The sequence below is a fragment of the Rhodococcus sp. JS3073 genome (genome assembly GCF_026810085.1).
GTDB lineage: Bacteria > Actinomycetota > Actinomycetes > Mycobacteriales > Mycobacteriaceae > Rhodococcus_F > Rhodococcus_F wratislaviensis.
The window spans coordinates 554922-581533 of the sequence record NZ_CP113951.1 but is presented as its reverse complement, the minus strand read 5'-3'; the positions used below and the strand labels follow the sequence as shown (position 1 = coordinate 581533).

Sequence of the window (26612 nt, the reverse complement as noted above, 5' to 3'; positions counted from 1 at the left end):
CGACTATCCCTGAACCTGCTTCACCTGGACGGCGTGCGCCATCTCCTCGGACAGATCGAACCCGCTGTGGCCGGGCACCGTGATCGTGACCGAACCGGGCTTGGTCTCGACAGTGACGCGCGCGTCCGGAACGACGCCCGCCTCACGCAGCTGCCCGATGACGTCCGGATCCGACTGCACGTGCTCGGCAAGACGTCGGACGACGACAGCGGTCGGCTTGCCGGGCGGCACGTCCGTGAGCCGGATGAGCGTCTCGGGGGCGTCGACTGGGCGGTCCAGCCCGAGCAGCGCGAGCCCCGGAATCGGGTTGCCGTACGGCGAAGTAGTGGGGTTGTTGAGCACCTCCACGAGGCGCCGCTCGACTTCCTCGCTCATGACGTGCTCCCATCGGCACGCCTCCGCATGAACCTCTTCCCACTTGAGGCCGATGACGTCGACCAGCAGTCGCTCGGCAAGGCGGTGCTTCCGCATCACCGACACCGCGAGTTCGCGGCCCTTCTCCGTCAGTTCCAGGTGGCGGTCACCGGCGACCAGGAGGAGACCGTCGCGCTCCATCCGGGCAACGGTCTGGCTGACCGTCGGACCGCTCTGCTCGAGTCGTTCGGCAATACGTGCTCGAAGTGGGACGACGCCCTCTTCTTCCAAGTCATAGATCGTCCGGAGGTACATCTCCGTGGTGTCGACCAGATCCTTCACACTCACACCCCTTCGTCTCGGTTGATTCTACCGGTGATTGCCCGCCACCGGCGCCGTCCGTCCCCGCAGCGCGTCGGTGCCGGTCGTGCCGGGGTCTGCTCGCACCCTCCGCGGGGGACCAGTAGCGTGAGTTCATGACCGCGTCGTTCAGTTCCGGGGAGGATTCGGCTGCACTGGTATCGCACCGTGCAGTCGTGTGGAGTCCGGACTATCTCAGTTATCGGTGGAGTGCGGACCACCCGATGAACCCCACCCGGCTCGACCTGACCATGTCGCTTGCCCGCAGCCTCGGGATTCTGGAGGGGGTCGAACTGTTGCGGCCCGACGCCGCCTCGGACGCAGACCTGTTGCGGATCCACACTCCCGCGTATGTCGAAGCAGTCAAACAGGCCGGGCACTCGGCGACGTCGGGTGTGCTCGGGGCGGACGCCCCGCACGGGCTCGGCACCGAGGACAATCCCGTCTTCCCCCAGATGCACGAGGCGAGCGCCATCCTGGCGGGCGGTTCCCTCGCCGCGGCGCAGGAGATCGCGGCAGGACGCACCCGCCGCGCCGTGAGCATCGGCGGCGGCATGCATCACGCGATGCCCGACTGGGCCTCCGGCTTCTGTGTGTACAACGATGTCGCCATTGCGATCTCCTGGCTGCTGGACCATGGTTTCGACCGGATCGCCTACATCGACGTCGACGCGCACCACGGTGACGGGGTCCAGCACGCGTTCGCGCACGACCCCCGGGTCCTGACGATCTCGCTCCACCAGCATCCGGCGACGCTCTGGCCCAACACGGGGTGGTCGAGCGAGGTCGGTGAGGGTTCGGGGGAGGGCACCGCCGTCAACCTCCCCGTGCTGCCTGGCACCGTCGATGCGTTGTGGCTGCGTGGTTTCCACGCCGTCGTTCCGGGCGCCCTCGCGGCGTTCCGGCCCCAGATCGTGATCAGCCAGTGCGGTGTCGACAGCCACCGCGAGGACCCGCTGGCCGACCTCGCGCTCACGGTTGACGGCCAGCGGGCCGCGTTCCTCGCGATGCGCGACCTCGCCGACCGCTACTCCGAAGGACGTTGGCTCGCCGTCGGCGGCGGCGGCTACGGCCTCGTCCGTGTGGTCCCCCGCGCGTGGACCCACCTCATCGCCGCAGCGCTCGACCGCGAGATCGACACGGGCCGTGCCGTACCCGAGGGCTGGCGGGAGCGGGCACACGCGCTTGCGCCCAGCGTCGACCTGCCGGACACGATGGGCGACGGCGGCGAGGTCGACTACCGGCCCTGGGACGGTCCCGGTGGCACACCGGAAACCGGGATCCCGTCGGTCGACCGCGCCCTGACGCGGATCGACTCGGCCGTCATCGCTACTCGCCGCGCGTGCTTCCCACTACTCGGACTCGACCCGGAGGATCCCCGTGACTGAGCCGACGGACGGCAGTGAGACCACCGACGGCATCGGCTCGTCGGGCGGCGCCGAATCGTCGAGCGGCACCGAGGCGTCGGTCACGACCGAGGCGAAAGCGAAACCCGACACCGCGCACGACTACCCGCGGCACTGGGTCGCCGATGTGCTGGCGGCGGACGGCGGGGCGGTGGCGTTGCGACCGATCGTGCCCGAGGACGCGGACAAACTCGTCGCGTTCCACTCGAAGCTCTCCGAGCGCACCCGTTATCTGCGGTATTTCGGCCCCTACCCGACCATGTCGCAACGAGACATCGTTCATTTCACCACCGTCGATCACCATGACCGGGTGGCGTTCGTGGTGCTGCTCGGGGACGAGATCATCGCCGTCGGCCGGTACGAGCGGCTCATCGGCGAGGGGGATGGCAAGTCCGCGGAGGTGGCGTTCGTCGTCGCCGACGCGCATCAGGGCCGCGGACTCGGGCCGATTCTCCTCGAACACCTGGCCGCGGCGGCCGCGGAGAACGGCCTGACGATGTTCGTCGCCGAGGTCCTCGCGGAGAACCGGAACATGGTGACGGTGTTCCGTGAAGCGGGATATCAGGTGAGCCGCAGCTTCGAGGGTGGAGTGCTCAAGCTCGAGTTCGCGATCGACCCCACCGAAGCGATGGTGTCCGTGCGCAATTCCCGCGAGCGGGCCGCCGAGGCGCGCAGCATGCGCAACGTCCTCAGTCCGCGGTCGGTCGCGGTGATCGGTGCGTCCACCGATCGGGCCAAGGTCGGCAACGCCGTGCTGACCAACCTGCTGCGGGCGGGATTCACGGGCCCGGTGTATCCGGTCAACGCCGAGCACCGTTCGGTTCACGGTGTTCGGGCGTACCCGACCGTCCGCGACATCCCCGACGAGGTGGATCTCGCCGTCGTCGCGGTACCCGCCGAATCGATCAACGCCGTCCTCGACGACTGCCTGGACAAGGGGGTCAAGGCCCTCGTCGTCGTGTCATCGGGATTCAGTGAAACCGGGATGGACGGACGGCAGTCCGAACGTCGCCTCGTCCACGCCGCCCGCGCGCACGGGATGCGGCTGATCGGTCCGAACGCGCTCGGCGTGGCCAACAACGACAGCGAGGTCTCGTTGAACGCCACCCTCGCGCCGGTGCTGCCGAGCCCCGGCAACGTCGGATTCTTCTGCCAGTCCGGCGCACTCGGCATCGCCATCCTCGACGAGGCCGCGCGGAGCCGAATCGGATTGTCCGCCTTCGTCTCCGCGGGAAACCGCGCCGACGTCTCCGGCAACGACCTCCTGCAGTACTGGGATTCCGATCCGGCCACCGAGGTGGTGCTGCTGTACCTGGAGAGTTTCGGTAATCCCCGCAAGTTTTCGCGAATCGCACGCCGGGTGGCGCGGAACAAGCCGATCGTCGCGGTCAAGAGCGGCCGGCATGCCGTCCCGCCCGCGTTGGCGGCCAGCGGCGGCGAGATGGACGATTCGATCGTCCGCGCCCTCTTCGAGCAGGCCGGTGTGGTGCAGGTCGGGTCGATCTCTCAGTTGTTCGACTGTGCGCTGCTGTTCGGGTATCAGCCGCTGCCCGCGGGCCCCCGGCTCGCCGTGGTCGGAAACTCCACCGCGCTCGGTGTGCTCGCCGCGGACGCGGCCCGCAGTGAGGGTCTGCAGGTCGGCGACCCCGTGGACCTCGGTCCGCAGGCCGGTCCCGAGGAGTTCGCGGCGGCCGTGCGGACGGCGCTCACGTCCTTCGACGTCGATTCGGTGATCGCCGTGTTCGTTCCACCGGTCGCCGTTCCCGTGGAACCCTATGCCCAGGCGCTGCGGGAGGCGGTGCGTGAAGCCGACAAACCCGTCCTCACGACGTTCCTCGCGGCGGAGGGTGTGCCCGACGTCCTGGCGGTCCGAGGTGAGGACGGGCACCCGACGCGCGGTTCGGTTCCCTCCTATCCCGGTCCGGAACGCGCGGCGCTGGCACTGGCCCGTGCCTGGCGGTACTCGGCGTGGAAGAGTAAACCGTCCTCGAAAGTTGTGCGCCCCAACGGGATCGATCCGGAGCGGGCGAAGACGATGGTCGACGGCTGGCTCTCGACGTCGGCGGGACGGTGGCTGTCGGACTTCGAGGCATCGCAGCTCCTCGCATGCTACGGCGTGAACGTCGTGGAATTCCGTTCCGCCACCACCGAAGACGAGGCCGTGCAGGCCGCCGAGGAATTGGGATACCCGGTCGCGGTGAAGGCGACGGGGGAGCAGTGGCGGCACCGCCCGGACCTCGGTGGTGTCCGCCTCGATCTGGTCGGGCCCGATTCGGTCCGCTGGGCCTACCGCGACCTCGCCGCCGCGTCCGGTGAACCGCTACTCCACGTGCAGCGAATGGCCACCAAGGGAATCGGTTGTGTGGTGGGTGTGCAGGACGACCCGTCGTTCGGTTCGCTCATCTCGTTCGGACTCGCCGGCGTGATCTCCGACCTCCTCGGCGACCGCGCCTACCGGGTGCTTCCCCTCACCGAGGACGCCGCCGCGGAACTGATCGACGCACCGAAGGCCGCGCCGCTGCTGTCCGGCTACCGCAGCGCCGTACCGGTGAACAAATCGGCTCTCGTCGACCTCGTGCAGCGGATCTCCGCGCTCGCCGACGACCTCCCGGAGGTACGGGAACTGGCCTGCGAACCCGTGCTCGCCTCCGCCGAAGGCGCCCAGATCACCGATTCGCGCGTGCGGATCGGCCCCGAGCCCAGCGTCGCCGACCTCGGCCCCCGCCGCCTGCGCTGATCGACCAGAGGCCCGCAGACAGCACAACGCCGGTGCCGGTCGCGTACGACCCGGCACCGGCGCTGATTCCGGTGGGAGACTCTCGTCAGCTGGCGTAGGAGCGCAGCCGCTCGGCGCGGTCGCCCTGACGCAGCTTGCCCATCACTTCGCGCTCGATCTGACGGACACGCTCGCGGGAGAGCCCGAAAAGCTTGCCGATCTGGTCGAGGGTGCGCGGCTGACCGTCGTCGAGACCGTAACGCAGGCGGATGACCTGCTGCTCACGCTCGTCGAGGGTGGCCAGCACGCTGCGCACATCGCTGTGCAGGAGACCGGCGATCACGGCGTTCTCCGCCGACGTGGCCTCGGAGTCCTCGATGAAGTCGCCCAGGGGTGCTTCCTCGTCGTTGCCGACCGGCATGTCGAGGCTCACCGGGTCGCGGCTGTGATCGAGGAGATCCGCGATCTTGTGCGCCGGGATTCCGGACTCTTCGGCCAGTTCGTCGTCCGTCGCCTCACGCCCGAGCTGCTGATGCAGCTCACGCTTGATGCGGGCCAGCTTGTTGACCTGCTCCACGAGGTGCACTGGGAGCCGGATTGTCCGGCTCTGGTCGGCCATGCCGCGGGTGATCGCCTGACGAATCCACCACGTGGCATACGTCGAGAACTTGAACCCCTTCGCATAGTCGAACTTCTCCATCGCGCGGATCAGACCCAGGTTGCCCTCCTGGATGAGGTCCAGCAGGGGCATGCCGCGTCCGGTGTACCGCTTCGCGAGCGAGACGACTAGCCGCAGATTGGCCTCGAGGAGGTGTGCGCGGGCGGACTGTCCTTCACGGACGATCGTCGCGAGGTCGCGCTTCTTGGCGGGGGAAAGTCGCTTCCCGGTCTCCAGGATGTGCGCGGCGTACAGCCCAGCCTCGATTCGCTTGGACAGTTCTACCTCGTCTGCGGCCGTCAGCAGAGCTGTACGGCCGATTCCGTTCAGGTAGACCCGGACCAGGTCGGCAGCGGGGCTCTGGGCGTCCAGATCGGCAGCGCTGGGGCGAATGCGAGTAGTGGTGCTGGGGCTTGTCATGACTTGCCTCCTCATCGGTGGTGTCTCATATGGATCAACGCGCCGAAGGCCTGGGAAAGTTCCCGGCCGGTAATTTGCGAGGAGGCTGTGACCTGCGGGTTCCTCGATTCGGTCCTGAGAAGTTGCTGAGAACACGTATAAGGGGGACGGATCGGGAACCCGGCGGCTACGCGGGAAGCACGAGGCCGTGCCGGACGAGGGCGTGCACGAGCGGCACCGCCGACTGCGCGAGTTCCTCGGCGTCGACGCCGTGGGCGGCGGCGAGGAGCTCGATCAATTCGCCCAGCACGAGGCCGTCGCCGCGCATGCCCGCGACGAGCGAGGCGACGAGATCGTCGACCTCGTGCTGCCACGCCGGGCCGTTCCCCCGGTGCAACCGGGCGACCACCTGGGTCCACCCCTCCTCGCCGGGCAGGAACACCCGCTCCAGGGCGGTGCTCTCCTCGACGCGGAAACGCGCGGTGAGCACGTCGTGCTCGCGCAGCCACGCCACCCGCTCGAAGTACGCGAGCGCCTCCGCGCCCAAGGGGTCGGTGAAGCCGTGGGTGAGATCCTCCGCCATCAGATCGGTGGGTGCGTCGGTCCGGCGCAGGTAGACGAACCCGAAGCCGACCCCCTCGACGTTCGCGCTCGCGAGGTGATCCAGCCAGTCCCCGGCGATCGTCGCGGTGGACGGGTCCCGGGTGTCGAGGCCGCCGTCCCGCATCCAGGTGCCGACGTACAGGGCCGGGTCCGCGACGTCCCGCTGCACCACCCACGCGTCGATCCCGTGGGCGGGAAGCCAGGACGCCACCCGGGCGCGCCAGTCCTCGCCCTCGACGTGGATCCAGGACGCCAGCAGCGCCGCCGTCCCGCCGGGCGCGAGGTAGTCGGCCACCTGGGAGATCATCAGCTCACTCGCGCCGTCGAGGTCGAGTCCGGAGTCGCGGTAGGTGTGACCCACCCGGGCGCGGCTGACGACGAACGGCGGATTGGCCACGACCTGATCGAACGTGCGGCCCTCGACCGGCTCGAACCACGACCCGGCGAGCAGTTCCACCTCTTCCTCGTTGAGCGCCGTCGTGACGGCCGCCAGATCGACGGCACGGACGTTCAGGTCCGTGGCCGTGACCGAGCCGGCGTAGGACGCGCCGTGCAGGGCCTGGATTCCGCACCCGGTCCCGACGTCGAGCAGTGTCCCGACCGGCGCGGTCGGGGTGGCCTGCAACAGCGACAGCGACGCGTGCCCGACGCCGATGACGTGGTCGACGGGGGTCTCGCGGGGGCGGAGTGCGCCGTCGAGGTCGGAGAGCACCCAGCGGTTGCCACCGCCGATGTCCATCGGACGGAGGTCGAGGGCTGCCCGGACCGCGTCGCCGTCGGATTCGAGTAGGCCGGCCGCGACGGCGTCCTCGACCGGAAGCGGGGACAGCGCCGCGGCCACCTCGCCGACGGGACAGTCGTCGGTGAGAAGGAACAGGCGGATCAGGGTGCCGAGTTCGCCGCAGCCGGCGCTGGCCCGGCGCACCGGGACCGGCTCGTTGCGGCTCAACGCCGCATGGACCTCGGGGCCCAGCGCATCGAGCAGAGTGTCCGTGTCGTACCGGTTGCGGCGGAGGGCCTCACGCAGAGAGGGGCAGATCGACAGCAGCTCGTCACGGTTCACTCGTGCATTGTTGCAGCACGCCCGACTGCGTCAGCCCTCGATCGTGTGGTGCGGCGGCGCGGGCAGGGCCGTGGACGGCGACTCGCGGTGGTCGTACCGGCTGGGCTCGTCCTTGGTGCGCGGCGGGCGGTCGTTGGCGATGAGGACCGCGATCCACGGCAGCGGGATCGACACACCGATGATCGCCATCGAGATCCACGGGTTCTCCCAGATGCCGTACGCCACCGCCGCGAAGATCAGCGCGGGGAACCGGAAGGACATGATGAGCAGGTACTTGCGGACCCGGGCGCGGTGTTGATCCTCGATGGATTGCGCTGCCTCGGTGATGAGAACCGGATTGCTCGGTGAGCCGGCGTCGTGAGACCCACCGAACCCTGCACTTCGTGCCATGTCTCCACTGTTCCACTGTCAGGCGGGAAATGCACACAGGGGGTGGGATCGTCGGCCGGTTGCGGCATTATTGAGGGGTGAGCACTCAAACCAAGGAACGGCCCGACGTCACCACCGACGAGTCGACCGATGACGACACTCCCAAGTTCTTCCACTACGTCAAGAAGAACAAGATCGCGGAGAGCGCCGTCATGGGCACTCACGTCGTCGCGTTGTGCGGCGAGGTGTTTCCGGTGACGAAGTCCGCGAAGCCGGGATCGCCGGTCTGCCCCGACTGCAAGAAGATCTACGAAGGATTGCGCAAGGGCGACTGAGGCTTCACCGGCGCTCGTCGCACACCCGGTGGCTCGGGGGATTCTCGTACCGGGCCGTCGGGCTCGTCGTCGTTCCCGGACACCGGTTCGGCCGCATCCGGGCGGGCTCGGTCGCCGACGACCTTGATCGGACCGGTGGCGATACGACGAGTGAGGCTGGTCACCGGACCCGTCGACGGCGAACTCTCGGCCTGCGCGGCGATCCAATCCCGCATCTGGTCGATGCGGGTCGCACGGGCGGGCCAGAACTCCTGGACGGTGGCGTTGAACTCGGCGCCGAGCACCACCGCGAAACCGAGGAAGAACGTGAACAGCAGGAACGCGATCGGTGTGGCCAGCGCCCCGTACGTGTACCCGGTTCCGGCCACCCAGGAGAGGTAGCGGCGCAGGCAGGTGCTCGCGCCGAGGAAGAAGATCCCCGCGACGAGCGCGCCGCCGAGGAGTCGGTGCCAGGGCAGCGACCGGGGGAGCGCCACCTTGTACAGCGTCGTCAGGCCGACGATGAGCAGCAGTCCCACGCCGGGGTAGTAGAACGTGTCGACGATCTCGGTCCCGATCGTGCGCCAGGCCTCCGGGAGCACCCTGCCGACGAGTGTCGGCCCCAGCGCGACCAGCGGCAGGGTGAACACTGCGAGGATCAGGAACATCACGTAGAGCAGCAACGCGAACACGCGCTGCCACACGGGGTGCCGCGCCTCCTGCTGGCCGTGGGCCTCGACGATCGAGTCCACGAACGTGGAGATGGCGGACGACCCGGCCCACAGGGACAGCAGAAAGCTCAGTGACACGATCTCGGGACGCCCGCGTTCGAGTACGTCGCCGACCGTCGGGCGGATGATCTGTTCGACGACGCTGTCGCTGAACACCGTCCCGCTGAAGTTGATGATCTTCGACTGGATGATGTCGACGGTGTCGGGTCCGAACCACCCGCCGACATAGCCGAGCATCCCGAGGAGCCCCAGCAGGAGCGGGGGCAGCGACAGCGTCTGCCAGAACGCCGCCGTGGCCGCCTTTCCGAAGATCGAATCGTCCCAAGCCTTGCTCGCTGTGCGACCGATCACGCTCAGTGTGCGACGTAGCGGATGCCACCCGGACCGGGGTGGGTCACCGCCACTGCGCGGCGTTGTCGAGGGTGTTTCGGTCATGATGTTTCCAGCATCCCTGACGACACGCCCGGTTGCCCACCGCTGCTGTCCTCGTGTCGCGACAAATCTGTCACTATCGGAACTCGCGAATGCGGTTCGCGTCGGATCCGGGCGCTAGGCTCCTTGACGGACAGCGCCTTCGGGTCTGGACCCGGACATGTCGATCGAATACCGAGGAGTGCGAGCAAACAGTGCCATGCCAGCGGAGGGCAGCCCGTGAGTGCTGAGACAGTGGGCTCCCAGTCGGCGCCGAGAATGGAAACCGAGGCCGCGCAGATCGTGGGCACCGAGGCCTACCTCGCACAGACCGAACCTGCCAGACCCGCAGGATCGCTGCGCGCCTGGCAGCGTCGTGCGCTGACGAAGTATCTGTCCACCGGACCGCAGGACTTCCTCGCGGTCGCGACGCCGGGCGCCGGTAAGACCACGTTCGCGCTGCGGGTCGCGTCGGAGTTGCTGCGCGACCGCACCGTCGATCAGGTGACCGTGGTCGCGCCGACCGAGCACCTCAAGCACCAGTGGGCCGAGTCCGCCGCGCGCAACGGCATCGCGCTGGACTCGTACTTCTCGAACTCGACCGGGCAGACGTCCAGCGACTACCAGGGTGTCGTGGTGACGTACGCGCAGGTCGCCTCGCACCCGTTCAAGCACCGGGTCCGCACCGAGAGCCGGCGCACGCTGGTCATCCTCGACGAGATCCACCACGGTGGCGACGCGAAGAGCTGGGGTGACGCCATCCGGGAGGCGTTCGGTGACGCCACCCGCCGTCTGGCCCTGACCGGTACGCCGTTCCGCAGCGACGACAGTGCGATCCCGTTCGTGACGTACGAACCCGACCGCGAGGGTCTGATGCGGTCGAAGGCGGATCACTCCTACGGGTACTCGGACGCCCTCGCGGACGGCGTCGTCCGGCCTGTCGTGTTCCTCGCGTACTCCGGCGAGGCACGCTGGCGGAACAACGCGGGTGAGGAGTTCTCCGCGCGACTCGGCGAGCCGCTCAGCGCGGAACAGACGGCCCGGGCGTGGCGAACCGCTCTGGACCCGTCGGGCGACTGGATTCCCGCGGTCCTGCACGCCGCCGACACCCGGCTGGGCCAGCTGCGTACAGGCGGCATGCCCGACGCCGGAGGTCTCGTGATCGCGACCGACCAGACTGTGGCCCGTGCGTACGCGCAGACACTGAAGGCGGTCACCGGGGAAGACCCGGTCGTGGTGCTCTCCGACGACCCGACGGCGTCCAAGCGGATCGCCGAGTTCGGGGCGAGCACCCAGAAGTGGATGGTCGCCGTCCGCATGGTGTCGGAAGGCGTCGACGTTCCCCGCCTGGCCGTCGGTGTGTATGCCACCAGTGCGTCCACCCCGCTGTATTTCGCGCAGGCGATCGGGCGTTTCGTGCGGTCCCGCCGCAAGGGCGAGACCGCGAGCGTGTTCCTCCCGTCGGTTCCGGTGCTGCTCGACCTGGCCAGCCAGCTCGAGGCGCAGCGCGACCACGTGCTCGGCAAGCCGCATCGGGAGAAGGACGGCTTCGACGACGACCTCCTCGCCGACGCGAACAAGCAGAAGGACGAGCTCGGCGAGGAGGAGAAGGCGTTCACCTCGCTCGGCGCGGACGCCGAGCTCGATCAGGTGATCTACGACGGATCGTCCTTCGGGACGGCCACGTTCTCGGGCTCCGACGAGGAGGCCGACTACCTGGGTCTGCCCGGGCTGCTCGACGCCGATCAGATGCGCGCGCTGCTGCGTCAGCGTCAGTCGGAGCAGCTGGACAAGCAGGAGCCTGCACCCGCGCCCGTGCACACGCCCGTTCCTCAGGTCGCGGACCGGGTGGCTGCCGCCGGACAGCTCGCGCAGCTGCGCCGCGAACTGAACAGTCTCGTCGCGATGCACCACCACAGGACGGGCAAGCCGCACGGCACCATCCACGGCGAACTGCGTCGTGTCTGCGGGGGACCGCCCACGGCGATCGCCACCGTTGAGCAGCTCACCGAGCGGATCTCCACCCTGCGCCAGTGGTGACCGGCGTCATCCGGTGACTCGAACGCAAAGAGACCGGCGAGTGCATCGCACTCGCCGGTCTCTTTGCTGACGAGGTGAGCCTGGGACGGGTCACCCGGGCTGACGTATCAGATTGCAGCTTCGGCTTCGGACACGATCGTGGCGTTCATCTCGCGAAGACGGTCTGCGTGCTCGTTGGCGTGGTGACCGCAGAAGAGCAACTCTCCTCCGGTCGGAAGAACCGCGCGAACGCGGGCTCCCGCACCGCACCGGTCGCACCGGTCGGCTGCGGTCAACGGGGGGCTGGTCAGTGTTCCGGGCATGACTCCTCCGTACTGGCTTCGACTGATGCCGAGTGCCTGGGGCCTTGGTCCGCCGCGTCGGGGGTGGCGCGGTGGATCTACTCTGTCAGACGTTTGGGGTTTACGCGTTGTTCCCGTCGGCGTTTCTCAGTGTTGCATCACACACGAAACGCGCCGGAAACGCGCCGTCAGGGACGTGACGAGCGCAGATGTGAACAGACCGCACGGTCCGAGTTCGCTGACAGCTGATTCGTTTTCAGGCGTGACGCTAGTCTCACCGAGTGAAATCCGAAGACCAGCTGGTCCACATCTGCAGCCGCGACGAATGGCGCACCGCGGAACGCGAAGGCACCCGAGTGCCCGCGACGTTCGCGACGGACGGTTTCGTGCACCTTTCGACGCCCGCCCAGGTACATCTGCCCGCCAACAGGTTGTTCGCCGGCCGCACGGACCTCGTTCTGCTGAGACTCGACCCCGCCGCGCTCAGTGCGCCGGTGAAATGGGAGCCGGGCGTACCGGCCGATCCGGCGTCGATGCTGTTTCCACACCTGTACGGGCCGCTGCCCGTCACGGCGGTCACCGCGGTCGAGGAGTACCGCCCCGACGCCGACGGAACGTTCCCGGCCCGGCGCTGACGCGAGCCTTCCGCGGTGGGCACACCGATCGGTCTACCGTGGAGGCATGAACGTTGAAGTGACGCCACTACCGGGTATCGGGGTGCGTAAGGACTTCGAACTCGCCGCCGGTCGCCGCATCGGTGTCATCACCCATCGCGACGGTCGCACCGATCTGATCGTCTCGAAGGCCGACGATCCCGATGCGTGCGCTGCGTCCGTGCCGCTCACCACCGAGGAGGCGGCAGTCCTCAGCAATCTGCTGGGGGCACCGCAACTGGTGGCGCAGCTGGAGGAGGAGCACCGGGACCTGCCCGGCATCCGCACCAAGCAGCTGTACATCAAGGAGGACTCCCGGTTCGACGGCCGCTCGCTCGGCGACACGGCGATGCGCACCCGCACCGGGGTCTCGATCGTCGCGGTCATGCGGGCCGGTCAGGTGTACCCGTCACCGAAGCCCGACTTCCTGCTCACCTCCGGTGACCTCCTGGTCGCCGTCGGAACCACAGACGGACTGGACGCGTCAGCCAAGCTCCTGGCCAACGGCTGACGGTCCCGTGAACACCACCACGCTCGCGCTCATCGAACTGGGCGCGGTGTTCTTCGCGCTCGGATTGCTGGGCCGTCTGGCCGCTCAATTCGGCATGTCGCCGATCCCGTTCTATCTCCTCGGCGGACTCTGCTTCGGCAGCGGCGGATTCGTCAACCTCGGCGACATCAGCGAGTTCAGTCACCTGGCGAGCGAGATCGGGGTGGTTCTTCTCCTGCTTCTGCTCGGGCTCGAATACACCGCGTCGGAACTCGTCACCGGGCTGCGACGGTCGTGGATGGCCGGTGTCGTGGACGCCGTCCTCAACGCCGCGCCCGGCGCGGTCGTCGCCCTGATGCTGGGGTGGGGGACCACCGGCGCGGTCGTGATGGCCGGCGTCACCTACATCTCGTCGTCGGGCATCATCGCGAAGGTGCTGAGCGACCTGGGTCGGCTCGGTAACCGTGAAACGCCGGTCGTGCTCTCGATTCTCGTGTTCGAGGACCTCGCGATGGCCGTCTACCTACCGATTTTGACGGCCCTCCTCGCCGGCGTCAGTTTCGCCGGTGGACTCGAGGCGGTGGGCATCTCCCTCGTCGTGATCTCGGTCGTCCTCGTGATCGCCCTGCGGTACGGCCGCTATGTTTCCGCTCTGCTGGACAGCCCGGACAGCGAGACCCTGCTCCTGAAACTGCTCGGTGCCGCACTACTCGTGGCGGGGATCAGCTCGGCGATGCAGGTCTCGGCCGCGGTCGGGGCGTTCCTCCTGGGGATCGCGATCTCCGGTACGACCGCCCACAACGCGAGCCGTGTCCTCGAACCGCTCCGTGATCTGTTCGCGGCGATGTTCTTCGTGGTGTTCGGGCTCAACACCGATCCCCGTGCGATCCCGCCGGTGCTCGGCTGGGCCGTCCTCCTCGCCGTCGTCACGGCGCTGACGAAGATGATCACCGGCGCGTGGGCGGCGAAACAACAGGGCGTCGGGCGGCTGGGCCGGGCCCGGGCCGGAGTCGCGTTGATCGCGCGCGGCGAGTTCTCGATCGTCATCGCCGGCCTGGCGTTGTCGGCCGGAGCGGTGGAGAGCGAACTCGTGGCACTCGCCACCGCGTACGTCCTCCTGATGGCCGTCATCGGCCCGGTGGCGGCCCGCGTCGTCGAACCGGTGGCAGGTGTCTGGATCCGGGTTCGCACCAGCGCGTAGCGGGCCGCAGACGACAATGCCCCCGGACTCGCTCGGAGTCCGGGGGCATCGAGGTGTGTTTCGTCAGTCCAGGTAGTCGCGCAGCACCTGCGACCGGGACGGGTGGCGCAGCTTCGACATGGTCTTGGACTCGATCTGACGGATGCGCTCACGCGTGACCCCGTAGACCTGGCCGATCTCGTCGAGGGTGCGGGGCTGTCCGTCGGTCAGGCCGAAGCGCAAGCGCACGACGCCCGCTTCACGCTCGGACAGCGTCTCGAGCACCGACTGCAGCTGATCCTGCAGCAGGGTGAACGACACGGCGTCGACGGCCACGACGGCCTCGGAGTCCTCGATGAAGTCGCCGAGCTGGCTGTCGCCCTCGTCGCCGATCGTCTGGTCGAGGGAGATGGGCTCACGAGCGTACTGCTGGATCTCCAGCACCTTCTCGGGCGTGATGTCCATTTCCTTGGCGAGCTCTTCGGGAGTGGGCTCACGGCCCAGGTCCTGCAGGAGTTCACGCTGGATGCGGCCGAGCTTGTTGATGACCTCCACCATGTGCACCGGGATGCGGATGGTGCGGGCCTGGTCGGCCATCGCGCGGGTGATGGCCTGACGGATCCACCAGGTGGCGTAGGTCGAGAACTTGTAGCCCTTGGTGTAGTCGAACTTCTCGACGGCACGGATGAGGCCCAGGTTGCCTTCCTGGATCAGGTCGAGGAACGCCATGCCGCGGCCGGTGTAGCGCTTCGCCAGCGACACGACGAGGCGGAGGTTCGCCTCGAGGAGGTGGTTCTTGGCGCGGTTTCCGTCGCGGCAGATCCAGCTCATGTCCCGGCGCTGGGCGGCGGGGAGCTTCTCGCCGGAATCGGACAGCTCCTGCATGATCTGGGTCGCGTAGAGCCCGGCCTCGATCCGCTTGGCGAGCTCGACCTCCTCTTCGGCGTTGAGGAGGGCGACCTTGCCGATCTGCTTGAGGTAGGCACGGACCGAGTCGGCGGACGCGGTCAGTTCGGCGTCCTTGCGGGCCTGGCGGAGTGCTTCGGACTCCTCCTCGTCCCACACGAAGTCGCCGGAGGCCTTGTCCTTCTCGGACGGCTCCTCGGTCTCCTCGTCTTCGCCGACCGCGACGACCTCGACGACATCGGACTCGACCTCGGCGAGGTCGCCCTCGGTGATGTCGATGTCTTCCATGTCGGCGGAGTCTTCGTCGACGTCCTCGCCGTCCGCGCCCTTACCGGCCGTGGCCTTCTTGCCGCCCGCCTTCTTGGCTGCCGCCTTCTTGGCGGGAGCCTTCTTCGCTGCTGCCTTCTTGGCGGGAGCCTTCTTGGCCGCCGGCTTCTTCGCGGGAGCTTCCTCGGCTGCCGGAGCAGTGCCGGTGGCTGCCGCTCCGACTGGTGCTTCCGGTCCTGACTCCGAAGTCGAATCAGCAGTCTGACGTGTATCGGTGGCTGCCACGTACGCCCTTTCGTGACGGTGTCGTGCGGCGTCACGCCAGAGTGGTCATCCGGCGGAGAGGTCTACTGGTTTCGCCGGCGCGCAGCCGGGCTCTTCCATTGTAACGACCCATCCGAATTAGTTACGGAGCGATGCCCGTTTCCACTGCGAGCGCAGCACCGACGATGCCTGCCGTATTCAGCAGCGCAGCAGGTACGACGGGTGTCCTGTTGGTCAGATGCGGGATCCACTTCTCGTTCTTCCGGCTGATTCCGCCGCCCGCGATGAACAGATCCGGCCACAGGAGGTTCTCGAAGCGGGTGAGGACACGGCTCACCTCGCCGGCCCATTCCTTGTACGACTGATCCTTCTTCTCCTTGACCGAGGAAGCCGCCCGGTGCTCGGCTTCCTTGCCGTCCACCTCCATGTGCCCGAACTCGGTGTTGGGGAGCAGGACGCCGTTGTGGAGGATCGCCGAGCCGATGCCGGTGCCGAACGTGAGGAGGATGACGACCCCCTTCGCGTCCTTGCCGGCGCCGAGCGCGTCCTCCGCTATCCCCGCGGCATCCGCGTCGTTGAGGACGGTGACGAGCCGGCCGCCGAGTGCGTCGGAGAACAACGCGCGGGCGTCCGTCCCGATCCACTTCTTGTCGATGTTGGCGGCGGATCGCGCCACACCGCCGGTGACGACGCTCGGCAGGGTTATACCGACCGGTCCGTTCCATTCTGCCTGGCGGATGATCTCGGCGACGGTCTCCGCAACCGCCTCCGGAGTGGAAGGCTGGGGAGTGAGAAGCTTGATGCGGTCCCCGACCAGCTGGCCAGTCTCGAGATCCACGACGCCACCCTTGACGCCACTGCCTCCGACGTCGACACCGAACCCCGTTTTGGTCATGGCGTGTGCTCCTTCGTGTCGACGACGACGTGTTCTCCGGCGCTCTGCTGCTGTCCGTCACACTAGTGTGTCGGCGCGTGTTCGGTGGGCGATGACACCAGCTGTGCGAAACGTCAGCGGTGGTGTGAGGCAGCGAAAGTGTGTTCCGATGGGTGGGTGCATGCAGCCCAGAGTTCAGAGTCCGCGCCAGGCCATGTCGGCACCGATCCCCGGCGACTGCTCGAGGTCGCCGTGGCGGTGGCCGAGGAAGCCGCCGCCCATGTCCGGGCGCGACGGCCCGAGGTCTTCGGAAACGTCGGGAAGCGAGCGGGATCCGGCGATTCCGTTGCGTCGAAGAGCACCCCGACCGACCCGGTCACGGTGGTCGACACCGAGAGCGAGCAGGTCATCCGCGACCGGCTCGCGGAGCTTCGCCCCGGCGACGCGATCCTCGGCGAAGAAGGTGGGGGAGAGGAGGATTCCGCCGCCGAGGTGCGGTGGATCGTGGATCCGATCGACGGCACCGTGAACTTTCTGTACGGCGTCCCGGCGTACGCCGTCTCCGTGGCCGCCCAGATCGACGGCGTGTCCGTCGCCGGGGCCGTCGTCGACGTGGCGGCCCGATCGACCTACGCGGCAGCACGCGGCGGCGGGGCAACCCTCACCGACGCGGACGGACGGGTGAGCAACCTCCGGTGCAACCCGGTCACCGACGTGTCGATGGCGTTGCTCGCCACCGGATTCGGGTACGGCGCGGCGCGGCGCGAGGCGCAGGGCGCTCTCATCGCGGACATCCTGCCGAGGGTGCGGGACATCCGCCGGATCGGCTCGGCGGCCCTCGATCTGTGCATGGTCGCGGCCGGCCGTGTCGACGCCCACTTCGAACACGGGCTGAGCCCGTGGGACTGGGCCGCGGGGTCGCTGATCGCCACCGAGGCGGGGGCCCGCGTGCGAATCCCCTCCCCGCAGACGTCGAGTGCGGACGGCGACGTGGTGGTGGCCGCGGCCCCCGGGATCGCGGACGCGCTGGACGCGCTGTTCGCCGAGATCGGGGTGGACGCCCCGATCCCGGAAGGGTGACCGCCGGTCAGCAGCGGGCGGTGCGCGCCGCCTTGAGGAGGTCGATGTCGAGGGGGGCGGGCTGGGTTCCGGGCGGCGGATCCTTCAGGGACCGCAGGACTTCTTCGGCGTCGGTGTTCGGCGAGATCTTGCGGAAGTAGGTGCCGAGGGCGAGGTCGACCGTGTCGTCGGTGCGGGTGTCCTGGATGAGTTCGGCGCACGGGGCCACCAGCCAGAGTGCGCTCGCGGCGGCGGCGCCGTCGGGTCCGAACCGCAGCTGCCCCTGGCACTGCATGTTCTGGTCGACGTAGACCGGGTCGTTGCCCGCCTGGACGTCGGGTGCGCTCGCGAACCCGTAGTCGCTGAGCTGTGCGGCCACCTGCGCCGCCTGGCCGTGCTCGCCGTTGGCGTTGAACACGCGCACCTTGGTGGCGGACAGTGCGGCAGGCTCCACGTCCCGCAGGGTCGAACCGTCGACCTTCTCGCCCAGTGCCTGCTGCGGCGGGGCGGCGGGGTCGACGGGCTGCGCGGCCGGCTGCGGAGGGTTGCAGTCGACGGTGGTGGCCAGATCCTCGTCGTCGCCGAGGACGCCGATCCACACGACGGCGCCGAGCAGGGCGAGGACGGCGAACACCACGAGGATCGGCATCGCCCGCCGCCGCCGGAACGGACGACCCTTGTCGTCGAGCGGGCTGCCTTCGGTGATCAGTGAAACCACAGTGTGCCTCGACCTCTCCTACGAACTGCGCTTCGTACGTTGCACCCGTACAGCGCACCGATACAGGGCCCGGCCACACGTCGTGGCGCAGGTTCGGCACCTACCTTAGATCCCTGGCACGTCATAACCCCGAACCCGTCCCCGTTGTGGAATGTCACAGCTTGCTGTGGTGTTGGTGACGATTAGCAGACAATTTGCGCGATCGGTCGATTCGGTTACGACTTTTGTACTTCCTTCGGCTACTGTCTGGCGGCCCCAGTCGTTCAAAGCGTGCAGAACGAGGGTCGGCAATAGATGACAAAAGAGGCGTAGATCATGTTTCCGGGGCCTGGTTCCGGGCACGAACCCATCCGCTGCAGCGTTGTGCAGCCGCAGGGTGTGATCTGCGCCGAGGCGGTTTTCGTGTGGGCGGTCGACCGGCAATCGGTTCGACGTACCGCACGGGCCGGGATACACGGAAGAGGATGAGGGGAAGGCGACATGGCAACTGACTACGACGCACCGCGGCGAACAGAGTCCGACGAGGTTTCGGAGGATTCGCTGGAGGAACTGAAGGCGCGACGCAACGAGGCTCAGTCGGCTGTTGTCGACGTCGACGAGTCCGACACCGCGGAATCGTTCGAACTGCCCGGCGCGGATCTGTCCGGTGAAGAGCTCTCGGTGCGGGTCGTTCCGAAGCAGGCCGACGAGTTCACGTGTTCGAGCTGTTTCCTGGTGCACCACCGCAGCCGGCTCGCCAGCGACGCGGGCGGAGTGCTGGTGTGCAGGGACTGCGCGGCCTGAGCGGCGGCGAGTACGAGAGGCGGACGGTGGGAGGCCCACCGTCCGATCAGTCTCCGTCCGCCTGCGGGCGGGCACGGTTGACGGCGGCCAGCAACTCGGCCGGCCGTCGTGTGCTGATCAACCAGTAGGGGGTCGGGTCCTCGGGGTCGTCGAGCACGATCAGTGCCATCGGCTTGACCCAGACCCGGTGTTGCACGAAGGCGGCGGGGTCGAGCTGGCGACCGAGAGCCGCGCTCTTCGCCGAACCGGGAACCTCGGCGACCCGCGCGATGACGTCCAGCGGCAGATGCGCCTGTCCGACCCGCAGGTGGACACCGTTCGGTTCCTCCACGACCTCGACGCGGAGACGGCTGAGCCAGACGAGGCCCCACACGGGCAGAGGGAGCAGGAGGACGTACGGCAGCCACGCACGCAGTCCCGGCGCACCCATGTGCACCTCCGCAGCGAGCAGACCGGCGACGAACAAGCCCACTGCCCACCACCAGACGGGCACCCACAGGCGCTCGGAGTACAGCACGGGCGAGGTGTTATCGGTGGGCGCGACTTCGGGCCGGGACGTTTGTGACACCCGACCAGGATAGTCGGTGTCTGAGAGTAGGCTCGGTGCACGTGAGCGACCTATCTCCCGGCCATTCTCCCGCCGCGACCCCCGCCCTTCCGCCCGTCGCCCTCCAGCGGCTGGACCCCGACATTCCGGTCCCGCAGCGTGCGCACGACGGCGACGCCGGTGTCGACCTGTGCAGCACCATCGACGTGACCATCGAGCCGGGGCGCCGAGTCCTCGTCGGAACCGGCATCGCGATCGCGCTGCCCCTGGGCACGGTCGGGCTGATCCACCCCCGATCCGGGCTGGCCGCAAAATCGGGTCTGTCGGTGGTCAACACCCCCGGCACCATCGATGCCGGGTACCGCGGCGAGATCAAGGTGTGCCTGATCAATCACGATCTCGAGACCCCGATCGAGATCCGCCGGGGCGACCGGATCGCCCAGCTTCTCGTGCAGCGTGTCGAACTGGTGTCGTTCGTCGAGGTCCAGTCGCTCGACGGCACCACCCGCGGCAGTGACGGGCACGGGTCGAGCGGAGGCCACGCCAGCCTTGTCGGCAATGCCAGTGAAGGAGTCTGATCATGTTCGGACGTCGTAAGAAGAAGGAAGCCGAGGACGACCGGTCCGGTTTCTTCGAGGACGCCGAGACGGACGCCGCGGCCGGCGACGGCGACGCGGATTACGAGGAGGCGGATTACGAGGACGACTACGACGCCGTGACCGAGGTGGACGGCGGTCCGTACGACGCCGACGACCTCGAGTCGGGCGCCGATCTCACCGTCGGCGAGGTGGGAACCCGCCTCGACCTCGGTTCGGTCCTCGTGCCGATGCCCCAGGGCGCCCAGTTGCAGGTAGAGATGGCGCCGGACGGTTCGCCGCAGGCCGTGCATCTCGTCACCCAGCACGGGCGCATCACCGTGGCGGCGTATGCCGCCCCGAAGTCTCCCGGCCAGTGGCGGGAAGTCGCGGGCGACCTCGCCGAATCGCTGCGCAACGACAACGCGACGGTGAGCGTCGAGAGCGGACCGTGGGGGCGCGAGGTCTTCGCCGTCACCCCGAACGCCGACCTGCGCTTCATCGGCGTCGACGGCTACCGGTGGATGGTGCGCTGTGTGGTCGCGGGACCGAGCGGCGGCAACACGGCCGACTCGGAACTCGTCGCGACCGCCAGGGCGATCCTGCGCGACACCGTCGTGAAGCGGGGAAACGAGCCGAACCCGGTGCGGACCCCGCTGCCGGTGGTCCTGCCCGAGGCCCTCGCCCAGCAGCTGGCCGCCGCACACCAGCAGCAGTTGGCGCAGCAGCAGGGTGCCGTTCCGCAGCAGCCCGCTCCGCAGCAGCCGGCTCCGGCGGGTCCGCAGGGCGAACAGCAGGCGCCGCCCGCGGAAGCCCCGGCTCAGCCGCAGCAACGTCGCGGCGAATCGGGTTCGGCGATGCAGCAACTCGGTCGCTGATCCCGGCCCCGGAGATTCGCGGCTCAGGTCGTGTGCAGGACCGAGTCGAGCGCACTGAGGGTGGCGTAGCCGAGAACCGCCGGGTCGGCGCCGATCTCGTCCAGCGACACCGTGACGAGGCCCGCGTGCGGTAGTCGTTCGGACCACGTGCGGGCGACCTCGAGGGGATGCACGGCGTCGTCGGTGGCGGCAGCGATCCCCACCGGCGCCGTGATGCGCTCGAGGTCGCCCACACCGGGGGCGTGATACTCGGACGCCTCGTCCAGCGCGGCGGGAAGGTGCGGCCACTGCGATCGCCAGGATTTCGCCAGTTCCCGGCCCAGCCAGGCCGGGCTGGAGGCGATCATCTCGGCGGTGACCTGTTCGAGGCCGTCCGCCCGCAGCCGGGCCGCGGTGAACCGGGCGCTGGCGGCGGCGGGAGCGTCCGCGGCGGTCCCGGTCCACGCGGGCAGCGCCGCGAGAACCCCCGCGACGCGATCCGGGTGTGATCCTGCCCACTGCAGCGCCACGGCGGCCCCGATGGAGACCCCGCCGACGAGGATCCGCCCGTGCTGCGCGGCCGCGGCGTCGAGGGCGTCGACGTAGCTTCCGACGACTCGACGGGGATCGGGTTCGACTGCGGCCGTGTGAACTCCACGGCAGGTCAGAGGCTCGGTGAAGGCGCGGGCCACGAAGTCCGCGTCGGATCCCGTACCCGGGAGCACAACGGCCACGGACGGCCGATCATCAGAGGGCATGAGATGATCCTGCCTCGTCCGTCACAGCGCTCTTCCGGTGGTGTGGTTGACGGGAACCAATGGGTCTACAGTGGCGAATACACAGCCCTACGAGCGGCGCGAAGATCTCGCGTCGCACATGCTCCAGGAGCGCGCAATGGCACCCGCCACGGCAGGATATTTTCGTCGGCTGACTCGCAGGCTCACCGAGGACCTCGAGCAGCTGGACGCCGAGGAAATGGCCGAGACGTCTCAGGCGTCCGGCGCACAACGTGCCTGCGACTGCAGCCGCGGCGAAGAGGTCACCATGCTGGGACGGCTCCGTAGTGTCGAAGCCTGTCCGAAGTCCGGGAACGCCAGCATCGAAGCCGAATTCTTCGACGGCACGGAACAGATCAAGTTGGTGTGGATCGGCCGACGGAGAATTCCGGGCATCGAGCCGGGGAAGACCCTGCTCGTTCGTGGCCGTGTCGGCGAACGCGACGGCCAGAAGGTGATCTTCAACCCGTATTACGAGCTGCGCGGCGAATCGTAGCGGCCGTCTCGTGTGGCACTCTCGTTGAGTGACCGAAACGAAGCAGCAATCCATACTCGAACAGCTCGGTGGGATCAGCGGGCTGATCTATTCGACCCTGCCCATCCTGGTCTTCGTTCCGGTCAACGGTGTGTGGGGCCTGGGTCCGGCGATCTGGGCGGCCCTCGGTGTCGCCGTTGCCATTCTCGTCTGGCGCCTCGTCCGCCACAGCCCCATCCAGCCCGCGGTGTCCGGGTTCTTCGGTGTCGGCATCTCCGCGTTCATCGCCTACCGCACGGGCGATGCCAAAGGGTACTTCCTGTTCGGGATCTACACGAGCCTCGCGTACGGGGCGGTGTTCCTGATCTCGATTCTTGTGCGCTGGCCGCTCGTCGGCCTGATCTGGGGATTCCTCAACGGCCACGGCAACCTCTGGCGGCGCCATCGCGGCGCGGTACGTGCCTACGACGTGGCCACTGCCGCCTGGGCGCTGGTGTTCGCGGCCCGGTACCTGGTGCAGTCGCAACTCTATGATTCGGACCAGACCGGCTGGCTCGCGTTCGCGCGCATCGCGATGGGCTGGCCGCTGGCGGGATTGGCTCTCCTGGTGACGATCTGGGCTGTGCGCCGGGCAGACCGGATCGTCGAACCGGGACCCTCGGACGACGCCGTCGAGCCGACGGACGACACGGAATCGGGCGGCCCCCGCGACGAGCCCGGCCGCACCTGAGCGCGGCCCTCGGCGGGGACCGCGGGGGCGCAGACCGGTTGTGCCGGAGACGAAGTCGCCGAACCGATCAGGCCACGAGGTCCTGGCACTCGGGATGCTTCGACGCGAATGTCATGACGTAAAGGCACACCGGGTGCACCCGCAGGTGACGACGGTGCTCTCGGGTGTTGCGGCGGTACTCGACGGATCCCGGGTGTCGATCGGTCCCTGCCGGATCAGGAGAGCCCGACGGCCGTGCGCAGGTCGTCCTCGACGTCCACCGACGCGACGAACAGCAGTTCGTCGCCGCCCTCGAGCGGATCGTCCTGCTGCGGCACGATGACCCGTCCGCCGCGGAGGATGGTGACCAGTGCGGCATCGCGGGGCAATTGCAGCTTGCGGACGGGTTTCCCGGCGAGCGGGGTGTTGTCGGGCAGCGTGACCTCGACGAGGTTGGCCTGCCCCTGGCGCAGCGTCATCAGCCGCACGAGGTCGCCGACCGACACCGCCTCCTCCACCAGTGAGGCGAGCATCCGGGGGGTGGAGACGGCGACGTCGACTCCCCAGGATTCGTCGAACAACCACTCGTTGCGGGGGTCGTTGACGCGGGCGACCACACGGCTGACCCCGAACTCGGTCTTCGCGAGGAGGCTGAGGACCAGGTTGGCCTTGTCGTCACCGGTGGCCGCGATCACCACCTCGTAGGTTTCGAGGGACGCCGCTTCGAGGCTGCTCAGCTCGCACGCATCGGCGTGGACCCAGGTCGCCTCGGGCACCGACTCCTGCTCGACGTGCTCGAGCTTGCGCTCGATAAGCATGATGTCGTGTTCGCTGCGGACCAGTTCGCGCGCGATCGAGCGTCCGACTGCGCCGGCTCCTGCGATTGCGACTCTCATCGATTGCTTCCGTTCGGGTGGTCGATCGTGAACATTCTCACTGCCGTCTCAGTTGTCCGAAGGCGGGGGATTGCCCGCGAGCGCGACGGCCTCCGCCACCGTTCCCGACACAGCCGCGATGTACACCTGGTCGTCGGCCTGGAAGACGGTCTTGCGGTCGGGAAGGACGCCGGTGCCGAAGCGGATGATGAACGCGACACGCGAATTCGTCGCGGCCTCGAGTTCGGCGACCGGCCTGCCGATCCAATCCTCGTGCAGGGACAACTCGGTGACCGCGACGGTTCCGGACGGATCGCGCCACTTGGCGGTCTGGCTGTCGCGGGTGAGGGTGTGCAGGAAGCGGTCCGTCGACCACGGGACGGTCGCGACGGTGGGGATCCCGAGCCGCTCGTACACGGCGGCACGCTTGGCGTCGTAGATCCGGGCGACGACGCGTTCCACGCCGAACGTCTCCCGGGCCACACGCGCGGAAATGATGTTGGAGTTGTCTCCGGACGACACCGCGGCGAATGCCTCTGCGCGCTCGATACCGGACTTGACCAGCACATCACGGTCGAACCCCATCCCGACGACGGTATGGCCGGGGAAGTCGGGTTCGAGACGCAGGAATGCGGCAGGGTCGCGGTCGATGACCGCGACCTCGTGGCCGATCCGGGTCAGCGAGCCAGCGAGGGATGAGCCGACCCGGCCGCATCCCATGATGACCACATACACCTTGTACTCCGTTCATGGGCTCTGGCGTCACGTCTCGAGTACGTGCGTACCGAATCGAACCGTACAGTGCCCAGGCGGAAGAGCAACCGAGACAGAGATCGCAATCCGGACACATTGGTGGGTGAGGGTCCAGGTTTTCTGCGGACGGCTTACGCTTTGGCAGTGTCAAAGCTCTCGACCGCCACAAAGCGGCTACTGCTAGGCAGACCCTTCCGGAGCGACAAGCTCGGGCACACGCTGCTTCCCAAGAGGATCGCCCTCCCGGTCTTCGCCTCCGACGCGATGTCGTCGGTGGCCTACGCCCCCGAGGAAATCTTCCTCGTGCTGTCGGTGGCGGGCATCTCCGCCTACGCCTACACCCCCTGGATCGGACTCGCCGTCGCCGCGGTGATGGCGGTGGTGGTCGCCAGTTACCGGCAGAACGTGCACGCCTACCCGTCGGGCGGCGGCGACTACGAGGTCGCGACCGTCAATCTCGGTCCCAACGCGGGTCTGACCGTGGGTAGCGCCCTCCTGGTGGACTACGTCCTCACGGTGGCGGTCTCCATCTCGTCGGCCGCGTCCAACATCGGTTCGGCGGTGCCGTTCGTGGCCCAGCACAAGGTGCTGTTCGCGGTCGCGGCCATCGTGCTGCTGACCGCCATCAACCTGCGGGGCATCCGTGAATCCGGTGCCGCCTTCGCGATCCCGACATACGCGTTCATCGCCGGCATGGCGCTCATGCTGCTATGGGGGTTCTTCCAGATCTTCGTGCTGGGCGACGACCTGCGCGCCGAATCGTCCGGATTCGAGCTGGAGGCAGAAGACTCCCACCTGTACGGGATCGCGTTCGCGTTCCTGATCGCGCGGGCCTTCTCCTCCGGCTGTGCGGCACTGACCGGTGTCGAGGCGATCAGCAACGGTGTTCCCGCGTTCCAGAAGCCCAAGTCCCGCAACGCGGCCACCACGCTGCTGCTGCTGGGATCGATTGCCATTGTGCTGCTGATGGGCATCATCATCCTGGCCCAGAAGATCGGGATCGTGTACGCGCACAGCCCGGCCGAACAGCTGATCGGTGCCCCCGCCGGGTATCACCAGAAGACGCTGATCGCGCAGATCGCGGAGACGGTGTTCGGCGGGTTCCCCATCGGCTTCTACTTCATCGCCATCGTGACGGCCCTGATCCTCGTGCTGGCCGCCAACACGGCCTTCAACGGATTCCCCGTGCTCGGCTCGATCCTCGCGCAGGACCGCTACCTGCCCCGTCAGCTGCACACCCGCGGCGACCGCCTGGCGTTCAGCAACGGCATCCTGTTCCTGTCCGGGGCCGCGATCGCGTTCGTCGTCCTGTTCGGCGCCGAGGTGACCAAGCTGATCCAGCTGTACATCGTCGGCGTGTTCGTCTCGTTCGTGCTGAGCCAGACGGGCATGATCCGGCACTGGACCCGGCACCTGAAGACCGAGAACGACCCGGCTCAGCGCCGGCGGATGCATCGCTCCCGGGTGATCAACTCCATCGGCCTTGCCATGACCGGAGCCGTCCTGATCATCGTGCTCATCACGAAGTTCGCGGCAGGCGCCTGGATCGCGATCGTGGCCATGGTCGCGATCTTCGTCGTGATGAAGATGATCCGGAAGCACTACGACAGCGTCGCCCGGGAGCTCGAGGAACAGGAATGGGACGGGGTGCTGCCCAGCCGGACTCACTCCATCGTCCTCGTCTCCAAGCTGCACATGCCGACCATGCGCGCGCTCGCCTATGCCCGGGCCACACGGCCGGACACCCTCGAGGCGATCACGGTCAACGTCGACGAACCCGACACCCGGGCACTCGTGCGCCAGTGGGAGAAGAGTGACATCGCGGTGCCACTCAAGGTGATCGAGTCGCCGTACCGCGAGATCACCAAACCCGTGCTCGACTACGTGCGGCGCGTCCGGAAGGACTCACCGCGGGACGTCGTCACCGTGTTCATCCCCGAGTACGTGGTGGGGCACTGGTGGGAGCAGATCCTGCATAACCAGAGTGCGCTGCGGCTCAAGAGCCGCCTGCTGTTCCAGCCGGGTGTGATGGTCACCAGCGTTCCGTGGCAACTGAACTCGTCCGAGAAGGCGAAGACACTGAACATCGAATACACGGCCGGGGCCTCACGCCGCGGCTACGAACCCGACGACAAGTGACGGGTGA

General features: G+C 68.1%; 27 protein-coding genes. 14 read left to right on the top strand and 13 right to left on the bottom strand.

The window, feature by feature from the left end; all coding sequences use genetic code 11:
* Positions 1-3: 3 nt before the first annotated feature.
* Complete coding sequence (locus OYT95_RS02760) at positions 4-696, bottom strand: metal-dependent transcriptional regulator (protein ID WP_005240804.1); 693 nt, start codon at positions 694-696, stop codon at positions 4-6.
* Positions 697-830: 134 nt separating this feature from the next.
* Here OYT95_RS02760 and OYT95_RS02755 point away from each other — a divergent pair, with 134 nt between their 5' ends.
* On the top strand, positions 831-2102 hold the full coding sequence (locus OYT95_RS02755) for an acetoin utilization protein AcuC (protein ID WP_268790810.1): 1272 nt from the start codon (positions 831-833) through the stop codon (positions 2100-2102).
* Positions 2095-4857 (top strand): bifunctional acetate--CoA ligase family protein/GNAT family N-acetyltransferase, encoded by a 2763-nt coding sequence (locus OYT95_RS02750; protein WP_268790809.1) that lies wholly within the window; start codon positions 2095-2097, stop codon positions 4855-4857. Before OYT95_RS02755 ends, OYT95_RS02750 begins: the two co-directional genes overlap by 8 nt.
* An 85-nt stretch (positions 4858-4942) precedes the next feature.
* Here OYT95_RS02750 and OYT95_RS02745 read toward each other — a convergent pair whose 3' ends face one another.
* The 3 genes from OYT95_RS02745 to OYT95_RS02735 form a co-directional block, all read right to left on the bottom strand.
* Positions 4943-5914 carry a sigma-70 family RNA polymerase sigma factor gene (locus OYT95_RS02745; RefSeq protein WP_037232419.1) on the bottom strand — a complete coding sequence of 324 codons (972 nt, stop codon included), beginning with the start codon at positions 5912-5914 and terminating at the stop codon, positions 4943-4945.
* A 166-nt stretch (positions 5915-6080) separates the two neighbouring features.
* A complete protein-coding gene (locus OYT95_RS02740) occupies positions 6081-7559 on the bottom strand; it encodes a DUF7782 domain-containing protein (protein WP_268790808.1) in 1479 nt (492 codons plus the stop codon).
* Positions 7560-7589: 30 nt separating this feature from the next.
* Positions 7590-7949 carry a DUF3099 domain-containing protein gene (locus OYT95_RS02735; RefSeq protein ID WP_037232413.1) on the bottom strand — a complete coding sequence of 120 codons (360 nt, stop codon included), beginning with the start codon at positions 7947-7949 and terminating at the stop codon, positions 7590-7592.
* Between the two features lie 77 nt (positions 7950-8026).
* On the opposite strand from OYT95_RS02735, the gene OYT95_RS02730 reads away from it, so the two are divergent.
* Complete coding sequence (locus OYT95_RS02730; protein WP_005240826.1) at positions 8027-8263, top strand: DUF3039 domain-containing protein; 237 nt, start codon at positions 8027-8029, stop codon at positions 8261-8263.
* Here the strand turns inward: OYT95_RS02730 and OYT95_RS02725 are convergent.
* A complete protein-coding gene (locus OYT95_RS02725; protein ID WP_268790807.1) occupies positions 8236-9408 on the bottom strand; it encodes a YihY/virulence factor BrkB family protein in 1173 nt (390 codons plus the stop codon). The two genes, OYT95_RS02730 and OYT95_RS02725, sit on opposite strands and share 28 nt — an antisense overlap.
* 255 nt (positions 9409-9663) lie before the next feature.
* Between OYT95_RS02725 and OYT95_RS02720 the strand changes: the two genes are divergently transcribed.
* Positions 9664-11424: a DEAD/DEAH box helicase gene (locus tag OYT95_RS02720; protein WP_054246693.1), complete on the top strand. Its 1761-nt coding sequence runs from the start codon at positions 9664-9666 to the stop codon at positions 11422-11424.
* A 107-nt stretch (positions 11425-11531) separates the two neighbouring features.
* On the opposite strand, the gene OYT95_RS02715 is transcribed toward OYT95_RS02720, so the two are convergent.
* On the bottom strand, positions 11532-11726 hold the full coding sequence (locus OYT95_RS02715; protein WP_005240831.1) for a DUF7455 domain-containing protein: 195 nt from the start codon (positions 11724-11726) through the stop codon (positions 11532-11534).
* A 260-nt stretch (positions 11727-11986) separates the two neighbouring features.
* On the opposite strand from OYT95_RS02715, the gene OYT95_RS02710 reads away from it, so the two are divergent.
* The 3 genes from OYT95_RS02710 to OYT95_RS02700 are packed head-to-tail and all read left to right on the top strand — an operon-like array spanning position 11987 to position 14049.
* On the top strand, positions 11987-12340 hold the full coding sequence (locus tag OYT95_RS02710; RefSeq protein ID WP_268790806.1) for a DUF952 domain-containing protein: 354 nt from the start codon (positions 11987-11989) through the stop codon (positions 12338-12340).
* A 46-nt stretch (positions 12341-12386) separates the two neighbouring features.
* Positions 12387-12869, top strand: a complete 483-nt coding sequence (locus OYT95_RS02705; RefSeq protein ID WP_037232405.1) for a cation:proton antiporter regulatory subunit — start codon at positions 12387-12389, stop codon at positions 12867-12869.
* Positions 12870-12876: 7 nt separating this feature from the next.
* The gene (locus tag OYT95_RS02700) at positions 12877-14049 is read left to right on the top strand and encodes a cation:proton antiporter (protein WP_037232403.1); all 1173 of its coding nucleotides are present in this window, start codon (positions 12877-12879) and stop codon (positions 14047-14049) included.
* A gap of 63 nt (positions 14050-14112) precedes the next feature.
* On the opposite strand, the gene OYT95_RS02695 is transcribed toward OYT95_RS02700, so the two are convergent.
* On the bottom strand, positions 14113-15486 hold the full coding sequence (locus tag OYT95_RS02695; protein WP_005569767.1) for an RNA polymerase sigma factor: 1374 nt from the start codon (positions 15484-15486) through the stop codon (positions 14113-14115).
* 121 nt (positions 15487-15607) lie between these two features.
* The gene (ppgK, locus tag OYT95_RS02690) at positions 15608-16360 is read right to left on the bottom strand and encodes a polyphosphate--glucose phosphotransferase (RefSeq protein WP_112299169.1); all 753 of its coding nucleotides are present in this window, start codon (positions 16358-16360) and stop codon (positions 15608-15610) included.
* Positions 16361-16516: 156 nt separating this feature from the next.
* On the opposite strand from ppgK, the gene OYT95_RS02685 reads away from it, so the two are divergent.
* Positions 16517-17419: an inositol monophosphatase family protein gene (locus OYT95_RS02685; RefSeq protein ID WP_052033201.1), complete on the top strand. Its 903-nt coding sequence runs from the start codon at positions 16517-16519 to the stop codon at positions 17417-17419.
* Between the two features lie 7 nt (positions 17420-17426).
* Here the strand turns inward: OYT95_RS02685 and cei are convergent, their stop codons facing one another.
* Entirely contained in the window at positions 17427-18116 is a 690-nt protein-coding gene (gene cei / locus OYT95_RS02680; RefSeq protein ID WP_112299168.1) for an envelope integrity protein Cei, read from the bottom strand.
* A 480-nt stretch (positions 18117-18596) separates the two neighbouring features.
* Here cei and OYT95_RS02675 point away from each other — a divergent pair, with 480 nt between their 5' ends.
* Positions 18597-18899 (top strand): DUF4193 domain-containing protein, encoded by a 303-nt coding sequence (locus OYT95_RS02675; RefSeq protein WP_005240850.1) that lies wholly within the window; start codon positions 18597-18599, stop codon positions 18897-18899.
* 46 nt (positions 18900-18945) lie between these two features.
* Here OYT95_RS02675 and OYT95_RS02670 read toward each other — a convergent pair whose 3' ends face one another.
* Complete coding sequence (locus OYT95_RS02670) at positions 18946-19416, bottom strand: DUF3093 domain-containing protein (protein WP_005240851.1); 471 nt, start codon at positions 19414-19416, stop codon at positions 18946-18948.
* Positions 19417-19502: 86 nt separating this feature from the next.
* On the opposite strand from OYT95_RS02670, the gene dut reads away from it, so the two are divergent.
* Entirely contained in the window at positions 19503-20024 is a 522-nt protein-coding gene (dut, locus tag OYT95_RS02665) for a dUTP diphosphatase (protein ID WP_174484680.1), read from the top strand.
* A 2-nt stretch (positions 20025-20026) separates the two neighbouring features.
* On the top strand, positions 20027-20899 hold the full coding sequence (locus OYT95_RS02660; RefSeq protein ID WP_037232395.1) for a DUF3710 domain-containing protein: 873 nt from the start codon (positions 20027-20029) through the stop codon (positions 20897-20899).
* A 23-nt stretch (positions 20900-20922) separates the two neighbouring features.
* Here OYT95_RS02660 and OYT95_RS02655 read toward each other — a convergent pair whose 3' ends face one another.
* Positions 20923-21636 (bottom strand): alpha/beta fold hydrolase, encoded by a 714-nt coding sequence (locus OYT95_RS02655; protein ID WP_037232394.1) that lies wholly within the window; start codon positions 21634-21636, stop codon positions 20923-20925.
* A gap of 136 nt (positions 21637-21772) precedes the next feature.
* Between OYT95_RS02655 and OYT95_RS02650 the strand changes: the two genes are divergently transcribed.
* Entirely contained in the window at positions 21773-22150 is a 378-nt protein-coding gene (locus OYT95_RS02650; RefSeq protein WP_005240856.1) for an OB-fold nucleic acid binding domain-containing protein, read from the top strand.
* Positions 22151-22178: 28 nt separating this feature from the next.
* A complete protein-coding gene (locus OYT95_RS02645; protein ID WP_037232393.1) occupies positions 22179-22859 on the top strand; it encodes a DUF3159 domain-containing protein in 681 nt (226 codons plus the stop codon).
* A gap of 215 nt (positions 22860-23074) precedes the next feature.
* On the opposite strand, the gene OYT95_RS02640 is transcribed toward OYT95_RS02645, so the two are convergent.
* Positions 23075-23734, bottom strand: coding sequence for a potassium channel family protein (locus OYT95_RS02640; protein ID WP_268790805.1), 660 nt, complete (start codon positions 23732-23734; stop codon positions 23075-23077).
* Between the two features lie 48 nt (positions 23735-23782).
* On the bottom strand, positions 23783-24448 hold the full coding sequence (locus OYT95_RS02635; protein WP_037232387.1) for a potassium channel family protein: 666 nt from the start codon (positions 24446-24448) through the stop codon (positions 23783-23785).
* A gap of 162 nt (positions 24449-24610) precedes the next feature.
* Here OYT95_RS02635 and OYT95_RS02630 point away from each other — a divergent pair, with 162 nt between their 5' ends.
* The gene (locus OYT95_RS02630) at positions 24611-26605 is read left to right on the top strand and encodes an APC family permease (RefSeq protein WP_037232378.1); all 1995 of its coding nucleotides are present in this window, start codon (positions 24611-24613) and stop codon (positions 26603-26605) included.
* Positions 26606-26612: the final 7 nt, after the last annotated feature.

Excerpts from the sequence above, each read along its gene's own strand:
- OYT95_RS02755 (WP_268790810.1), top strand. The coding sequence starts at position 831 with ATGACCGCGTCGTTCAGTTCCGGGGAGGATTCGGCTGCACTGGTATCG.
- OYT95_RS02745 (WP_037232419.1), bottom strand. The coding sequence starts at position 5,914 with ATGACAAGCCCCAGCACCACTACTCGCATTCGCCCCAGCGCTGCCGAT.
- OYT95_RS02735 (WP_037232413.1), bottom strand. The coding sequence starts at position 7,949 with ATGGCACGAAGTGCAGGGTTCGGTGGGTCTCACGACGCCGGCTCACCG.
- OYT95_RS02725 (WP_268790807.1), bottom strand. The coding sequence starts at position 9,408 with ATGACCGAAACACCCTCGACAACGCCGCGCAGTGGCGGTGACCCACCC.
- OYT95_RS02720 (WP_054246693.1), top strand. The coding sequence starts at position 9,664 with ATGGAAACCGAGGCCGCGCAGATCGTGGGCACCGAGGCCTACCTCGCA.
- OYT95_RS02715 (WP_005240831.1), bottom strand. The coding sequence starts at position 11,726 with ATGCCCGGAACACTGACCAGCCCCCCGTTGACCGCAGCCGACCGGTGC.
- OYT95_RS02705 (WP_037232405.1), top strand. The coding sequence starts at position 12,387 with ATGAACGTTGAAGTGACGCCACTACCGGGTATCGGGGTGCGTAAGGAC.
- ppgK (WP_112299169.1), bottom strand. The coding sequence starts at position 16,360 with ATGACCAAAACGGGGTTCGGTGTCGACGTCGGAGGCAGTGGCGTCAAG.
- OYT95_RS02675 (WP_005240850.1), top strand. The coding sequence starts at position 18,597 with ATGGCAACTGACTACGACGCACCGCGGCGAACAGAGTCCGACGAGGTT.
- OYT95_RS02660 (WP_037232395.1), top strand. The coding sequence starts at position 20,027 with ATGTTCGGACGTCGTAAGAAGAAGGAAGCCGAGGACGACCGGTCCGGT.
- OYT95_RS02655 (WP_037232394.1), bottom strand. The coding sequence starts at position 21,636 with ATGCCCTCTGATGATCGGCCGTCCGTGGCCGTTGTGCTCCCGGGTACG.
- OYT95_RS02650 (WP_005240856.1), top strand. The coding sequence starts at position 21,773 with ATGGCACCCGCCACGGCAGGATATTTTCGTCGGCTGACTCGCAGGCTC.
- OYT95_RS02640 (WP_268790805.1), bottom strand. The coding sequence starts at position 23,734 with ATGAGAGTCGCAATCGCAGGAGCCGGCGCAGTCGGACGCTCGATCGCG.